Annotated in this window: 13 protein-coding genes; 4 read left to right on the top strand and 9 right to left on the bottom strand. The window is 74.1% G+C overall.

Going from position 1 to position 13,661, the window contains the following annotated elements; all coding sequences use genetic code 11:
• Positions 1 to 123: 123 nt before the first annotated feature.
• Positions 124 to 1,338: an acetate/propionate family kinase gene (locus K1J50_RS10250; RefSeq protein ID WP_369413569.1), complete on the bottom strand. Its 1,215-nt coding sequence runs from the start codon at positions 1,336 to 1,338 to the stop codon at positions 124 to 126.
• Between the two features lie 120 nt (positions 1,339 to 1,458).
• Positions 1,459 to 2,121 carry a Bug family tripartite tricarboxylate transporter substrate binding protein gene (locus K1J50_RS10245; protein WP_220117619.1) on the bottom strand — a complete coding sequence of 221 codons (663 nt, stop codon included), beginning with the start codon at positions 2,119 to 2,121 and terminating at the stop codon, positions 1,459 to 1,461.
• Between the two features lie 240 nt (positions 2,122 to 2,361).
• On the opposite strand from K1J50_RS10245, the gene K1J50_RS10240 reads away from it, so the two are divergent.
• The 4 genes from K1J50_RS10240 to K1J50_RS10225 all read left to right on the top strand — a co-directional run bounded on the left by K1J50_RS10240 (position 2,362) and on the right by K1J50_RS10225 (position 6,224).
• Entirely contained in the window at positions 2,362 to 3,549 is a 1,188-nt protein-coding gene (locus K1J50_RS10240; RefSeq protein ID WP_220117618.1) for an acyl-CoA dehydrogenase family protein, read from the top strand.
• The gene (locus K1J50_RS10235) at positions 3,542 to 4,780 is read left to right on the top strand and encodes a CaiB/BaiF CoA transferase family protein (protein WP_220117617.1); all 1,239 of its coding nucleotides are present in this window, start codon (positions 3,542 to 3,544) and stop codon (positions 4,778 to 4,780) included. Before K1J50_RS10240 ends, K1J50_RS10235 begins: the two co-directional genes overlap by 8 nt.
• Before the next feature lie 440 nt (positions 4,781 to 5,220).
• Positions 5,221 to 5,772 (top strand): NUDIX hydrolase, encoded by a 552-nt coding sequence (locus tag K1J50_RS10230; RefSeq protein WP_220117616.1) that lies wholly within the window; start codon positions 5,221 to 5,223, stop codon positions 5,770 to 5,772.
• Positions 5,773 to 5,810: 38 nt separating this feature from the next.
• Positions 5,811 to 6,224: a hypothetical protein gene (locus K1J50_RS10225; RefSeq protein WP_220117615.1), complete on the top strand. Its 414-nt coding sequence runs from the start codon at positions 5,811 to 5,813 to the stop codon at positions 6,222 to 6,224.
• Between the two features lie 11 nt (positions 6,225 to 6,235).
• Here K1J50_RS10225 and K1J50_RS10220 read toward each other — a convergent pair whose 3' ends face one another.
• Genes K1J50_RS10220 through K1J50_RS10190 form a run of 7 tightly spaced genes read right to left on the bottom strand, consistent with a single transcriptional unit; the run spans position 6,236 to position 13,611 of the window.
• The gene (locus K1J50_RS10220) at positions 6,236 to 6,748 is read right to left on the bottom strand and encodes an NADH-quinone oxidoreductase subunit B family protein (protein WP_220117622.1); all 513 of its coding nucleotides are present in this window, start codon (positions 6,746 to 6,748) and stop codon (positions 6,236 to 6,238) included.
• Between the two features lie 16 nt (positions 6,749 to 6,764).
• The gene (locus tag K1J50_RS10215; protein WP_220117614.1) at positions 6,765 to 8,273 is read right to left on the bottom strand and encodes a hydrogenase large subunit; all 1,509 of its coding nucleotides are present in this window, start codon (positions 8,271 to 8,273) and stop codon (positions 6,765 to 6,767) included.
• A gap of 8 nt (positions 8,274 to 8,281) precedes the next feature.
• Positions 8,282 to 9,730 carry a hydrogenase 4 subunit F gene (locus K1J50_RS10210; RefSeq protein WP_408869369.1) on the bottom strand — a complete coding sequence of 483 codons (1,449 nt, stop codon included), beginning with the start codon at positions 9,728 to 9,730 and terminating at the stop codon, positions 8,282 to 8,284.
• Positions 9,727 to 10,389, bottom strand: a complete 663-nt coding sequence (locus K1J50_RS10205; protein WP_220117613.1) for a hydrogenase-4 component E — start codon at positions 10,387 to 10,389, stop codon at positions 9,727 to 9,729. The genes K1J50_RS10210 and K1J50_RS10205 overlap by 4 nt, the downstream gene beginning before the upstream one ends.
• 1 nt (position 10,390) lies before the next feature.
• A complete protein-coding gene (locus tag K1J50_RS10200) occupies positions 10,391 to 11,347 on the bottom strand; it encodes a respiratory chain complex I subunit 1 family protein (protein WP_220117612.1) in 957 nt (318 codons plus the stop codon).
• Positions 11,338 to 13,356, bottom strand: coding sequence for a hydrogenase 4 subunit B (gene hyfB, locus K1J50_RS10195; RefSeq protein WP_220117611.1), 2,019 nt, complete (start codon positions 13,354 to 13,356; stop codon positions 11,338 to 11,340). The genes K1J50_RS10200 and hyfB overlap by 10 nt, the downstream gene beginning before the upstream one ends.
• A gap of 9 nt (positions 13,357 to 13,365) precedes the next feature.
• Complete coding sequence (locus K1J50_RS10190; protein WP_220117610.1) at positions 13,366 to 13,611, bottom strand: helix-turn-helix domain-containing protein; 246 nt, start codon at positions 13,609 to 13,611, stop codon at positions 13,366 to 13,368.
• Positions 13,612 to 13,661 lie beyond the last annotated feature (50 nt).

The following is a 13,661-nucleotide window of genomic DNA, read 5'->3' as shown; positions in this document are numbered from 1 at the left end:
ATGCTTCAATCGCCTCAAGCATTTCCGCCGCATCGCCACACGCTTCGACAAGCTCGCACGCAACTACCTCTCCACCGTCGCCCTCGCCGCCATCCGGCTGTGGACACGGTTTGAGTCCAGGACCTAGCCGGCGCCGCGCAGCGTCTCCATCACGTGCTCGGCGATCATGCGCTCCTCGTCGGTCGCGCGCACCAGCACGCGCACCCGCGCCCCCGGCGCCGAGATCTCCGGCGCGTGCGCGGCGTTGCGCGCCGGGTCGAGCGTGACGCCGAGGAATTCCAGTCCCTCGCAGATCCGCGCCCGCACGCCGGCCGCGTTCTCGCCGATGCCGGCGGTGAAGACCAGGGCGTCCATCCCGCCGAGCACCGCCGCCATCGCGCCGATCTCGCGCCGCGCGCGCCAGCAGAAGTAGGAGAGCGCGCGCGCCGCCTCCGGCCGGCCGCTCGCCTCCAGGACGCGCACGTCCTGGCTCAGCCCGGACATGCCCTTGAGGCCGCTCTCGTGGTAGAGAAGGTGCGCGAGCCGCGCCGCGTCCCAGCCCTCCGCCGCCATCAGGTGCAGCAGCACGCCCGGGTCGATCTGCCCGCAGCGCGTGCCCATCGGCAGGCCGTCGAGCGCGGTGAAGCCCATCGTGCTCTCCACGCTGCGCCCGGCGCGGATGGCGCAGAGGCTCGCCCCGTTGCCGAGATGCGCGACCACGAGGCGCCCCTGGCCGAGCGCCGGATCCTCGCGCGCGATCCGGCGCGCGATGTACTCGTAGGACAGGCCGTGGAAGCCGTAGCGGCGGATGCCGCGGGCGTGGAACTCGGGCGGCAGGGCGAAGGTGTCGGCCTCCCAGGGATGGCTGCGGTGGAAGGCGGTGTCGAAGCAGGCGACCTGCGGCACGCCGGGGAAACGCGCCGCCGCCGCCTCGATCCCGGCAAGGTTGTGCGGCTGGTGCAGGGGCGCGAGCGGCACCAGGGCGCGCAGCCGCGCGAGCACCGCGGCGTCCACCACGACGGGCGCGGCGAGATCGGGGCCGCCATGCACGACGCGGTGCCCCACGGCGGCGATCGCGGGGCGCGGTGCCGGCAGGCCCTCCAGCCAGGCGATGACGGCGCCGAGCGCCGAGGCGTGGTCGGCAGGCGCGCCGCCCTCGCCGCCCTCGGCCCAGCGCCGGTCCGCGAGCACCGCGCCATCGGCGCCGCGGGCGGTGAAGTGCGGCGCGCCGGTGCCGATCCCCTCGACCTGGCCGGCGTAGCGCGAGACCGGCCCGCCGGCCGTCGCCTCGAACAGCTCGAACTTGATCGAGGAGGATCCCGCGTTCAGCACCAGGATCGCATCGCCGGTCCGGATCACGTCGTGCCCCGCTCCGCCGCGCCGGTTCGCCGGAGGCCGGCCGCGTGGCGGCAGGGTGGCCGAGGCCCCGGCGTGCCGTCTTGCGGCATGTCAAAACGGCCGCCTCCGCCGGCGCCGCGCTCAGGCCCGGTCGTATTCCTCCGTGCCCGGCCAGGGCCTGGCGGCGACGTCGAAGACGATGCCCTCGTAGCCGCGGAACGTGCCGGGACGGCGGTCCTTGCCGTCATCCACCGGCGTCAGCTCCCTCTCGCCCCCACAGGGCTCGCCGCCCGGCGCCAGGTGCGAGGCGGAGCCGTTGCCGGCCGAGCCGAAATTCATCCGCCCCGGGGCGGCCCGCGCCATCGCGACACGCTCCGCCACGCCGTGCGCCGGATGCGACGGCGCGACCACGAGCAGCATCGGCGTGGAGGCGATCAGGCCGATCGGCTGGAAGTCCTTCTCGAGATCGAAGGGCAGGTTGCGGCAGAGGAACCGGTTGACCACCTGCGTCCCGGTATTGCCGAGCAGCAGGGTGTCGCCGTCCGGCCGCGCGCGGGCGACGAATTGCAGCGCGATGGTGCCGTTCGCCCCGGGCCGGTTCTCCACCACCAGCGGCTGGCGCCGGTTCGCCGCGAGCCGCGCGCCGACGAGGTGCGCCGGCACGTCGGCGATGCCGCCGGCCGCGCAGGGGACGACGATGCGGATCGGCACGGCGGGATAGTCCGCGGCCCGCGCCGTGCCGCCGATGGCGGAGGCGGCGAGAGCGAGCGCGAGAGCCCCGCGCAGCAGCGACTGGCGCTTCATCCGTTGCCTCCCGGAGCGGTGCGGCGTTCTTTGCGCCGATGCTTCGCGGCCGCATTTCGCGGGCCGCCGGCCCGGGCTGTCAAGCGCAGAGGCCCGCCCAGGCGGCGCCGCGCGGCCGCCCGCGCTTTACCCTGCCGCGGGCGCTGGCTAGCATCCGCCATCGCCTGCGGAACAGCGGCCGCGGCACGCCCGGCGGAGGCGTCGCCCCCTATGGTCGCACACCCTGGGGACGGAATGCGCATGAGCACGATCATCGAACCCGGCGCGGGCGCCGACCTCGCCGAGGAGCACCGCATGGTGCGCGACCTGGTGGTCCGCTTCGTCGAGCGCGAGCTGATGCCGCTCGAACCCGCGGTGCTGGCGCGCGAGGCGCGCGGCGAGCGCTACGCGCTGACGCCGGAGGAGGAGGGCCCCCTGCTCGCCAAGTGCCGGGAACTCGGCCTCTGGGGCCTCGACGTGCCGGAGGAGTTCGGCGGCGCCAACCTCCCCCTGGCCGCGCTGATGGCCGTCGAGGAGGAGCTCGGCCGCACCGTCACCCCCTTCGTCTTCCCGCCCGACAGCCCGAACCTGCACATGCTGCTCGCGGTGGCGAACGAGGAGCAGCGCGAGAGGTATCTCCGCCCCTATGCGACCGGCGAGGCGCGCTCCTCGATCGCCATCTCCGAGCCCGGCGCCGGCGGCGACCCGGCGGGGATGACGACGCGCGCGGTGAAGGACGGCCGCGACTGGGTGATCAACGGGCGCAAGATCTGGGTCAGCGGCGTCCCCCGCGCCGATTTCGTCATCGTCATGGCCCGCACCGGCGAGGGCAAGCGCGAGGAGGGCATGACCGCCTTCATCGTCGAGCGCGGCCAGAAGGGCTTCGTCATCGAGCGCGAGATCGCGATGATCGGCGGCCGGCGCACCTACGAGCTGGTGTTCGAGGACTGCCGCGTGCCGGAGAGCCGCGTCCTCGGCGAGCTCGGCAAGGGCTACGCGCCGATGCAGCTCCGCCTCAACGTCCGCCGCCTGCAGATGGGCGCGCGCTGCATCGGCATCGCCCGGCGGGCGCTCGCCATGATGTGCGAGCACGCCAAGCAGCGCGTCACCTTCGGCGTCAGGCTCGCGGACCGCCAGGCGATCCAGTGGTGGATCGCGGACGCGGCGACGCGCATCCACGCCTGCCGGCTGATGGTGCGCGACGCCGCCGCCAAGCTCGACGCCGGCGGCGACGTCCGCAACGAGGCCTCGATGGTCAAGGTGTTCGGCACCGAGATGGCGCAGAGCGTGGTGGACAACGCCATGCAGTGCTTCGGCGCGATGGGCATGACCAAGGAGATGCCGCTGCAGCTCTTCGCCCAGCAGGTGCGCGTGATGCGCATCTACGAGGGACCGTCCGAGGTGCACCGCATGGCGATCGCGCGCCGCATCCTCAAGGCCCATGGCTGAGGCGGCCGCGGACCGGCCGGAGGAGGGCCCGCTCGCCGGCATCCGGGTGGTGGACCTCACCTCGGTCGTGCTCGGCCCGCTGGCGACGCAGATCCTCGGCGACTACGGCGCCGACGTGGTCAAGGTCGAGGCGCCCGAGGGCGGCGACATGATCCGCAGCAACGGCGTCTCCCGCCACCGCGGCATGGGCTCGATCTTCCTCGCGCTCAACCGCAACAAGCGCTCGCTCGCGCTCGACCTGAAGCGGCCGGAGGGGGCGGCGGTGCTGCGCCGGCTGATCGCCACCGCCGACGTGCTGGTGCACAACATGCGCCCGCAGGCGATCGCGCGCCTCGGTTTCGCCTACGAGGCCTGCGCCGCGCTCAACCCGCGCCTCGTCTATTGCGCCGCCACCGGCTACGGCCAGGACGGCCCCTATGCCGGCCGCCCCGCCTTCGACGACGTGATCCAGGCCGGCTGCGGCCTCGCCGCCCTGGTCAGCGAGGGGCGCGAGCGGCCCGACTACGTGCCGAGCCTGATCGCCGACAAGACCACCGGCATGGCGGTGGTCAACGCCGTGCTCGCGGCGCTGCTGCACCGCGAGCGCACGGGGCGCGGCCAGCAGGTCGAGGTGCCGATGCTCGAGACCATGACCGCCTTCGTGCTCGCCGAGCACATGGGCGGCCTGACCTTCGAGCCCGCCCCGGCGCCGGCCGGCTACCGGCGCGTCACCGCCGGCGGGCGGCGGCCGATGCCGACGGCGGACGGCTTCGTCGCGCTGCTGCCCTATACCGCCGAGCACTGGCTCGCCTTCTTCCGTGCCGTCGGACGCGAGGACCTGGCGGAACGCCTCGGCGTCGCCGACCGGCACACGCGCAACGCCAACATCCAGGAGATCTACCGCGCGCTCGCCGCGATCACCGTCGAGCGCCGCTCCGCCGAGTGGCTCGCCCTGTGCGAGAAGCTCGACATCCCGGCCGCCGCCATCACCGCGCTCGACGACCTGCCGGAGCACCCGCACCTCAAGGCGGTCGGCCTGTTCGAGCGCCGCGAGCACCCGAGCGAGGGGCCGATCCGCGAGATCCGCCCGCCGACGCGCTTCGCCGCGACGCCGGCGCGCCTCCGCCTCCCCGCGCCCCGTCTCGGCGAGCACAGCGTCGCGATCCTCCGCGAGCTGGGCTACGCCGAGGACGAGATCGCCGCCCTCCTCGCCGGCGGCGCCGTGCGCCAGGCGGAGCCGCCGGCGGACTGAGCCCGCGCGGCGGCCGGCCGCCTCAGAGCTTCAGCCCGGTCGCCATCGCGTAGATCAGGAACACGCACAGCGCCGCGAACAGCCCGATCCACGGGAGATCGGAACGGCGCCGCTCGCCGGACTCCTCCGTCATCGGCTTTCTCCTCCCTGTCGCGTCCGCCCTCTGCGGGGCGGGACGTCGCGCCTGCGGCGCCGAGAATCGCGAATCGGAGAGAAAATCGCAACGTTGATCCGCGGCGCGCGCCGGCGCGCCGGTTCGCATCCCGCCCGGCGGGGAGCGGCAACCGGACGTGCGACACCCCGGGCGCAGGGGCTTCCGCAGCGCCCGGCGCCGGGCCGCCTGCGGCGCGGCAAGCGGCCCCGGTCGCGACCGCCGGCAGGCGGCGGCGCCGCGCCGTTCCCGCCTTGCCTGCGGCGCGCCCGCCCGGCAGGCTCGCCCCATGCCCGCCGCACCGCGCTTCGTCCGCCGCATTCCCGAAGGCGACACCCGGGAGCGCCTGACCTGCCCCGAATGCGGCTTCGTCGCCTACGAGAACCCGAAGGTGGTGGTCGGGAGCGTCGTCGCCGCCGCCGACGGCCGCGTGCTGCTCTGCCGCCGCGCGATCGCGCCGCGCGCCGGCTTCTGGACCCTGCCGGCAGGCTTCCTCGAGATGGGCGAGACGGTGGCCGAGGGCGCGCGGCGCGAGGCGTGGGAGGAGGCACAGGCCCGGATCGCGCTCGACGGCGTTCTGGCCGTGTACTCGATCGCGCGGATCGGGCAGGTGCAGGTGATCTTCCGCGCCCGCTTCGCCGAGCCGGGCTTCGCTCCGGGCCCGGAAAGCCTCGAGACGCGGCTCTTCGCCTGGGAGGAGATCCCATGGGAGCAGATCGCCTTCCCGTCCGTGCACTGGGCGCTCGGCGCCTGGCGCGGCGCGGCGACGGGTCCGCTGCCGGCGGCGGCGCTGGAGCCGGACGGGACGGGCATGCCCGGAACCACGCCGCCGGGCCTCTGAGCGCCGGCCTCCCCCCGCCGGCGCCGGCACGGCGGAGGGTGCTGGCGGGGCTGGCGGCGTGGGGCGGCATGGCGCTCGCCGGGAGCGGCTGCGCGCAGGACGAGGCGGGGTGGGCGCAGAGCCGCCCCGGCGCGGCGCCCGCCGAGGCGCGACGATCCGCCCCGGGTCCGCAGGGCCCGGAGCGGCCGGGGGCGGCCGCGCCAGACCGCCCGACGGCAGCCCGCCCCCCGGAGCCGCCGCGCGGGGAGCGCGCGCCCATCCCCGACCGCGACCTCCGCGCGCCGGACGGCGCGGGCGGCGAGGGGCGGCCGCGCGTCGGCCTCGGCTTCATCCAGCCGCGCAGCACGGCGCGCGGCGGCACCTTCGAGGGCGACCAGTTCCAGCGCCAGCGCGAGGGGCTGTTCGAGCAGCCCGCGCCCGGAGCGACGCTGCGGATCCCGTTCTCCTACTGACGCCGCGGCGCTCAGGGCGGCGCCAGCAGCGTGAGCAGGCCCTTGAGCAGTTGTGCCGGCATCGGGGGGCAGCCGCGGATGTGCAGGTCCACCGGGACCACCGCGGAAACGCCGCCGACGCAGGCGTAGCCGCCCGCGAACAGGCCGCCGTCCAGCGCGCAGTCGCCGACCGCGACCACCCATTTCGGATCCGGCGTGGCGCGCCAGGTGCGCTCCAGCGCCTCGCGCATGTTCCGCGTCACCGGACCGGTGACGAGCAGCACGTCGGCGTGGCGCGGGCTCGCGACGAAGCGCAGGCCGAAGCGCTCGAGGTCGTGGAAGGCGTTGTTGAGGGCGTGGATCTCCAGCTCGCAGCCGTTGCAGGAGCCGGCGTCCACCTCGCGGATCGCGAGGCTGCGGCCCAGGCGCCGGCGCGCCGCCGCGTCGAGCTTCCGGCCGAGCTCGGCGAGCTCGGGGTCGTCGAGCGCCGGCGGCGGATCGGTGAGCGGGCGGTGGAGCAGGCCCTCGAGGAAGGTCTTGCGCATCGGCATCGGTCCCTCCTCAGAGGTCGTGGCCCGAATAGGAGCAGTTGAAGGATTTGTTGCAGAGCGGGAAGTCGGCGATGATGTTGTCCTCGATCGCCGCCTCCAGCAGCGGCCACTGGAACCAGGACGGGTCGCGCAGATGGCAGCGCGCGACGCGCCCCTCGGCGTCGAGGCGGAGCCAGACGAGCACCTCGCCGCGGAAGGATTCGGCCAGCGCCAGGCCCTCGCAGGCCTCGCCGGCGGCGGGGGAGAGCGGGACGCGCACCGGGCCGTCCGGCAAGCGGTCGAGGATCTGGCCGATGAGGGCGAGGCTCTGCTCGATCTCGCGGATGCGGATCCAGACCCGGGCGTTGACGTCGCCCTCCTCCAGCACCGGGACCTCGAAGCGCAGCGCGTCGTAGGGCGGATAGCCGCCGAGCGCGCGGCGCGAGTCGAAGGCGCGGCCGGAGGCGCGGCCGACATGGCCGCCGGCGCCGAAGCGGCGCGCGAGGTCGGGCCGCACGATGCCGGTGCCGACGGTGCGGTCGAGCAGCGAGGCGGTGCGGTCGTAGAGATCGGCCAGGCGCGGGAAGCGCGCCGCGATCTCGGCGACGAGCGCGCGCAGCGCGGCCGCGCCGGCGGCGTCGAGGTTGCAGGCGACGCCGCCGGGGACGACGCGGTCCATCATCAGCCTGTGGCCGAAGCAGGTCATGGCGGCGCGCAGCACCCGCTCGCGCAGGATGCCGCAATGCGCATGCATCAGCGCGAAGGAGGCGTCGTTGCAGATGGCGCCGACATCGCCCAGATGGTTGGCGAGGCGCTCGAGCTCCGCCATCAGCGCGCGCAGCCAGACGGCGCGGGGCGGCGGCGCGACGCCGAGCGCGGCCTCGGCGGCACGGGCGAAGGCGATGCCGTAGGCGACGGTGGAATCGCCGGAGGTGCGGGCGGCGAGCCGCGCGGCGCGGTCGAGATCGGCGCCGCGCATCCGCTCCTCGATGCCCTTGTGCACGTAGCCGAGGCGCTCCTCGAGGCGCACCACCGTCTCGCCGTCGCAGGTGAAGCGGAAGTGCCCGGGCTCGATGATGCCGGCATGGACCGGGCCGACCGGGACCTCGTGCAGGTCCTCGCCCTCGACCGGCAGGACCGGATAGGCGGGCGCCGCATCCGGCGCCGCGCGCGCCGACGGAGTGGCGGAAAGCGGCGCGGCGACGCCCCAGCGGCCGTGGTCGAGCCAGGGCCGCGGGTCCGGCAGCCCGACCGGCTCGAGGCCGAACAGGTCGCGCATCGCCCGCTCGGGCCGGATCGCCGGCGCGTGCACGCGCCCGACCGAGGGGAAGCGGCCGTCGGGGCAGGCGAGGCTCAGAACCTCGATGCCCGGCGCGGCGGCCTCGTCGAGCACCGCCATGTGGACGCCACCGACCTCGCCCCAGAGGGCGAGCAGCGTCCCCTGGCCCTCCGCCAGCCGCTCGGCCGCGGCCTCCCAGGCGGGCGCGTCCACCGCGCGGCGCGGCCAGGGGCGGCAACGGGTGTCGGCTTCGCCGCGCATCGCGCCCCCTATCCGAGCAGCCGGGCGACGTTCTGGAACCAGGCGACGACCCCCGGCGGCAGCCAGAGGCCGGCGACCAGCACCAGCGCGAGATGGACGAAGATCGGCAAGGTCGAGGCGCGCACCGGGCCGGTGCGGCCGACCGGCTCGCCGAAGGCGAGGCCGGTGACGCGCAGGAGCAGCGCGCCGAAGCCGATCAGCAGGCCGAGGACCAGCACCAGCGCGAGCAGCGGCGCGCGGGCGAAGGTCGAGCTGACCACCAGGAACTCGCTCATGAACACGCCGAAGGGCGGCAGGCCGGCGATCGCCGCGACGCCCGCGACGAGCGACCAGCCGAGCACGGGATGGCTCTCCGTCAGGCCCCTGATCTCGGCGATGCGCTGCGTGCCCTTGACCTGGGCGATGTGGCCGACGGTGAAGAAGATCGCCGACTTCGTCAGGCTGTGCATGGTCATGTGCAGGAGCCCCGCGAAGTTGCCGAGCGGTCCCGCCATGCCGAAGGCGAAGACGATGATCCCCATGTGCTCGATGGAGGAGTAGGCGAACATCCGCTTGATGTCGCGCCGGCGGTAGAGCATGAAGGCGGCGAAGACGAGCGAGACCAGGCCGAGCGCCACCATCAGCGGCCCCGGCGCGATCGCGCCGGGATTGGCCGCGAGCAGCATCTTGAAGCGCAGCAGCGCGTAGAGCGCGACGTTGAGCAGGAGCCCCGACAGCACCGCCGAAATCGGCGTCGGGCCCTCCGCATGCGCATCGGGCAGCCAGGCGTGCAGCGGCGCGAGGCCGACCTTGGTGCCGTAGCCGAGCAGGAGGAAGACGAAGGCGAGGTTGAGCAGCGCCGGGTCGAACTCCGCGGCGCGCCCGATCAGCGCGGTCCAGACCATCGCCTCCGGCCCCTCGCCGATCACCGGCTGGGCGGCGAGGTAGACGAGGATGGTGCCGAACAGCGCCAGGGCGATGCCGACGCTGCCGAGGATGAAGTACTTCCAGGCCGCCTCCAGCGCCTCGTGCGTGCGGTAGATGCCGACCATGAGGACGGTGGTGAGGGTGGCGAGCTCGACCGCGACCCAGATCAGGCCGATGTTGTTGGCGACCAGCGCGAGGTTCATCCCGAACATCATCAGCTGGTACATGGCGTGGTAGAAGCGGAGGTAGCCGCGCGTGAGGCGGCCGATCTCCAGCTCGTGGCCGATGTAGCTCGCGCTGAAGACGCTGGTGGTGAAGCCGACCAGGGTGTTGAGCAGGATGAAGACGACGTTGAGGTCGTCCACGAAGAGCAGCGCCCCGGCCCCCGGCCGGTGGAAGAGGAGCTGCGCCGCGGCGAGCAGCGAGAGCGCGCTGGCGACGACGTTGATCCGCGCCGAGAGCCGGTAGCCCGGCAGCAGCGCGAGCAGCGCCGCCGCCGCCAGCGGCACGAGGAGGACGGCGGCCTCCGGCGGGACGGGGGTGCCGATCACCGGCGCTCTCCCCGGAAGCGGTCGAGCGCCTGCACGTCCACCGTGTCGAACCGCTCGCGGATGCGGAACAGGAAGATGCCGATCACGATGAAGGCGATCAGGATAGAGAAGGCGACGCTGATCTCGACCACCAGCGGCATCCCCTGGGCGCCGGTGGCGGCGAGCACGATGCCGTTCTCGAGCGACATAAAGCCGACCACCTGGCTCACCGCGTTGCGCCGCGTCACCATCAGCAGCAGCCCGATCAGCACCACCGAGAGGGCGAGCGCGATGTCCTCCCGCGCCACCGGGTCCGCGCCGGCGGTGACGGGAAGCATCACCGCCATCGAGAGGGCGACCAGGCCGATGCCGGCGAGCATGGAGAGGCCGATGCCGGTCACCGTCTCGATCTCGCGGTGGATGCCGAGGAGGACGATCATGCGCCGCAGCGCCATCGGCACGACGATCGCCTTGAACGCCAGGGCGATGGCGGCAGTGATGTAGAGGTGCGGCGCCCCCTGGATGTGGGCCTGCCAGGCGACGGAGAGGGCGAGCACCGCGGCGTGCAGCGCCAGCACGTTGAGCAGCGCGCCGAGGCGCCGCTGGTAGAGCATGACGAAGCTCAGCAGCACCAGGGAGCCGGCGAGGGTGTGGGCGACGTCGAAGTAGAGCTTCGGCATCTCAGAGGCTCCGCGAGATGAAGAGCAGGAGCGTCGCGAGGAGCCCGAGCATCAGCGCCGCGCCGAGGAAGCCGGGGACGCGGAAGACCCGCATCTTGGCGATCGAGGTCTCGAACATCGCGAGCAGCACCCCCCCGGCGGCGAGCTTCGCCAGCCAGAGCCCGGCGCCGGCGGCGCAGGCGAGGGGATCCCAGCCGTCCTGCGCCAGCCCGAACGGGAAGAAGACGCAGGCGATGAGCGAGAGGTGGAACAGCAGCTTCACCGCGGCCGCCAGCTCGATCATCGCGAGGTGGCGGCCGGAGTACTCGAGCACCATCGCCTCGTGCACCATGGTGAGCTCGAGATGGGTGGCCGGATTGTCCACCGGGATGCGGGCGTTCTCGGCGATGGCGACGATCACCAGCGCGACCAGGGCGAAGGCGAGGGAGACGCGCAGGCCCACCTGCCCGGAGGCCATGAAGGCGGCGACGTGGGAAAGCTGGGTCGAGCCCGCGATCAGCGCGATGGTGAAGACGATCATGATCGTCGCCGGCTCGGCCAGCGAGGCGATCAGCGATTCGCGGCTGGCGCCGATGCCGCCGAAGCTCGTGCCGATGTCGAGCGCGGCGAGCTGGAGCAGGAACCGCGCGGTGCCGAGCAGCGCGATGATCGCGATCAGGTCGCCGGTCCAGCTGAACAGCAGGCCGGTGGCGAAGGTCGGCACCAGGGCCGCGGCGACCCAGGTGGTGGAGAAGATCAGGTAGGGCGCGACGCGGAACAGCCAGGAGGCGTTCTCGGCCAGCACCACCTCCTTGGCGATCAGCCGGCGCAGGTCGCGGTAGGGCTGCAGCAGGGGCGGGCCGCGCCGGCGCTGCAGCCGCGCCTTCACCTTGCGCACCAGGCCGGTGAGCAGCGGCGCGACCAGGAGCACGAGAAGCATCTGCACCGCCTGCGCGGCGAGCGAGCCGATCAGCGCCACAGGCCGAGCCCCAGCAGCAGCAGGACGAGGGAGAGGAAGACGAGGACGAGATAGCGCCGGATGGTGAGGAACTGCAGGTGGTTGAGCAGCTCCGCCGCGCGGCCGACGGCGCGGCCGATCGGGACGTACAGGAACTCCCACACCAGGTCCTGGCGCCGGCGGACGATGCGCGCCGGGGCGACGGAGCCGGGCAGCGGCATCTCCACGACCTCGCGCGCGCGGAAGACGACGGGGCCGAAGACGCGGCGCAGCGGCTGGGAGAGGCTCGTGCCCGTGTACTGCATGGAGGGCGCGAGGCCGGGAAAGCCGCAGTCCCACGGCGGGGCGCGGCGCAGCGCGCGCGAGGCGAAGCGGTGGATCGCCGCCGCCGCCATCGCCGCCGAGGCGACGACGAACAGGAACACCAGCAGCCCGTTGTAGGAGCTGCGGCTGTCGGCGATCGGCACGATCGAGAGCCAGGCCTCGCCGAGCTGGGCCGGCATGCGCGCGCCGAGCAGGCGCTCGGTCACGGGCGCGAGGGCGTCGAGGACCATCCCCGGGAACAGGCCGAACAGCACGCAGAGCGCGCCGAAGCCCGTCATGGCGGCGCGGGAGAAGCGGTCCACTTCCTCGGCCTCCGCCGCCGCTGCCGAGCGGGGGCGGCCTAGCCAGGCGATGCCGTAGGCGCGCAGGAAACAGGAGGCGGCGAGCGCGGCGGCGAGCGCGAGCAGCGTGCCCACCGTCGGGATGAGGAACTTCAGCGCCCACTGCGGCAGGTCGGGGCTGAGCAGGATGGCCTGGAAGGCGAGCCACTCCGAGGCGAAGCCGTTGAGCGGCGGCAGCGCCGCGGCGGCCATGGCGGCGACCAGGACGGCGGCGGAGGAGACGGGCATGCGCCGGATCAGCCCGCCGAGGCGCTCGATGTTGCGCTCGCCGCGGGCGGCGGTGAGGACCGCGCCCGCGCCGTAGAACAGCGCGCTCTTGAACAGGGTGTGGTTGAAGGCGTGGAACAGGGCGGCGGCGAGGGCGAGCGCGGCGGCCGCAGGCTGCCCGCCCGCCCGGAAGGCGAGGGCGAGCCCGAGCCCGAGGAACACCACGCCGATGTTCTCGATCGTGCTGTAGGCGAGGAGACGCTTGAGGTCGTTCTCCGTCAGCGCATGCAGCACGCCGAGGACCGCCGAGCTGGCGCCGAGCGCGAGCACGGGGACGCTCCACCACCACGCCGGCGGGCCGAGCAGGTCGAAGACGATGCGGACGAAGGCGTAGACCGCGACCTTGGTCATCACCCCGCTCATCAGCGCCGAGACGTGGCTCGGCGCCGCGGGGTGCGCGAGCGGCAGCCAGGCGTGCAGCGGCACGAGCCCGGCCTTGGAGCCGGCGCCGAGGATGGCGAGCGCGAGCACGAGGGCGGAGGCGAGCGGCCCGCGCTCGGCCTCGCGCATGGCGGCGAAGGCGTAGCGCCCCTCGGGGCCGGCGAGCAGGCCGAAGGCGAGCAGCAGGGCGAGCGTGCCGAAGCTCGCCATGACGATGTAGAGGAAGCCGGCGCGCGCGTTCTCCTCCGGCCGGTGCTCCGCCAGCACCAGCGCCCAGGAGGCGAGCGACATCAGCTCCCAGCAGAGCAGGAACGCGTAGGCGTCGTCGGCGAGCGGCACCAGCAGCATGCCGGCGAGGAACAGGGGATAGAAGGGCAGCACGCGCAGCGGCGCCTCGGCATGAAGGCCGTAGCCGAGCGCGTAGAGGCTGGCGCCGGCCGCGCCGAGCGTGACGAGCACGAGGAAGGCGGCCGACAGCGCATCGAGGCGGAAATGCGCGCCGAGCCAGGGCAGGCCGAGCGGGACGGTCAGCCCCGCGCTCGCGCCGCCGAGAAGCGCCGCGAGCGCGAGCACGAAGGCGAGCGTCGAGACGGCAAGGCAGCCGCCATAGACGGCGATGGTCGCGGCCTCGGCCCGGGAACGGCCGCCGCGCCCGAGCGCAGCGAGCGCCGCCACCGCCAGCAGTCCCGCGGCGCAGAGGAGCAGCGCGGTCAGCATGCCCGCGCCTCAGCCCTTCAGCCGCACGCCGCGGCCGCCGCCCGGGCTCACCGCCCCCTCGGCGATCAGCACCACGCCCGCGGCGTCGAGCGCCGCGATCAGCTTCATCAGCGAATCCACGTTGCCGCGGATCACGCCCTCGCTCGCCTCCATGCGCTGGATGGTCGGCAGCGAGAGGCCGGAGAGCTCGGCGAGCCGGCGCTGGTCCATGCCGAGCAGCGCACGCGCCGCGCGGATCTGCGCCGCGGTGATCATGGGCGGAGGGACATGTCGGCTGGGCTGTCTTCCCTGACCGGCCCGAAGCT

Source organism: Caldovatus aquaticus (assembly GCF_019458025.1).
GTDB classification, from domain to species: domain Bacteria; phylum Pseudomonadota; class Alphaproteobacteria; order Acetobacterales; family Acetobacteraceae; genus Caldovatus; species Caldovatus aquaticus.
Note: the sequence above shows the minus strand (reverse complement) of the source record. Positions and strands in the feature narration are given on the sequence as shown.

What these genes read in the sequence shown, in the direction of transcription:
- K1J50_RS10240 (WP_220117618.1), top strand. Translation starts at nt 2,362, where the DNA reads ATGAGCACGATCATCGAACCCGGCGCGGGCGCCGACCTCGCCGAGGAG.
- hyfB (WP_220117611.1), bottom strand. Translation starts at nt 13,356, where the DNA reads ATGCTGACCGCGCTGCTCCTCTGCGCCGCGGGACTGCTGGCGGTGGCG.
- K1J50_RS10190 (WP_220117610.1), bottom strand. Translation starts at nt 13,611, where the DNA reads ATGATCACCGCGGCGCAGATCCGCGCGGCGCGTGCGCTGCTCGGCATG.
- K1J50_RS10230 (WP_220117616.1), top strand. Translation starts at nt 5,221, where the DNA reads ATGCCCGCCGCACCGCGCTTCGTCCGCCGCATTCCCGAAGGCGACACC.
- K1J50_RS10205 (WP_220117613.1), bottom strand. Translation starts at nt 10,389, where the DNA reads ATGCCGAAGCTCTACTTCGACGTCGCCCACACCCTCGCCGGCTCCCTG.
- K1J50_RS10235 (WP_220117617.1), top strand. Translation starts at nt 3,542, where the DNA reads ATGGCTGAGGCGGCCGCGGACCGGCCGGAGGAGGGCCCGCTCGCCGGC.
- K1J50_RS10245 (WP_220117619.1), bottom strand. Translation starts at nt 2,121, where the DNA reads ATGAAGCGCCAGTCGCTGCTGCGCGGGGCTCTCGCGCTCGCTCTCGCC.
- K1J50_RS10215 (WP_220117614.1), bottom strand. Translation starts at nt 8,273, where the DNA reads ATGCGCGGCGAAGCCGACACCCGTTGCCGCCCCTGGCCGCGCCGCGCG.
- K1J50_RS10220 (WP_220117622.1), bottom strand. Translation starts at nt 6,748, where the DNA reads ATGCGCAAGACCTTCCTCGAGGGCCTGCTCCACCGCCCGCTCACCGAT.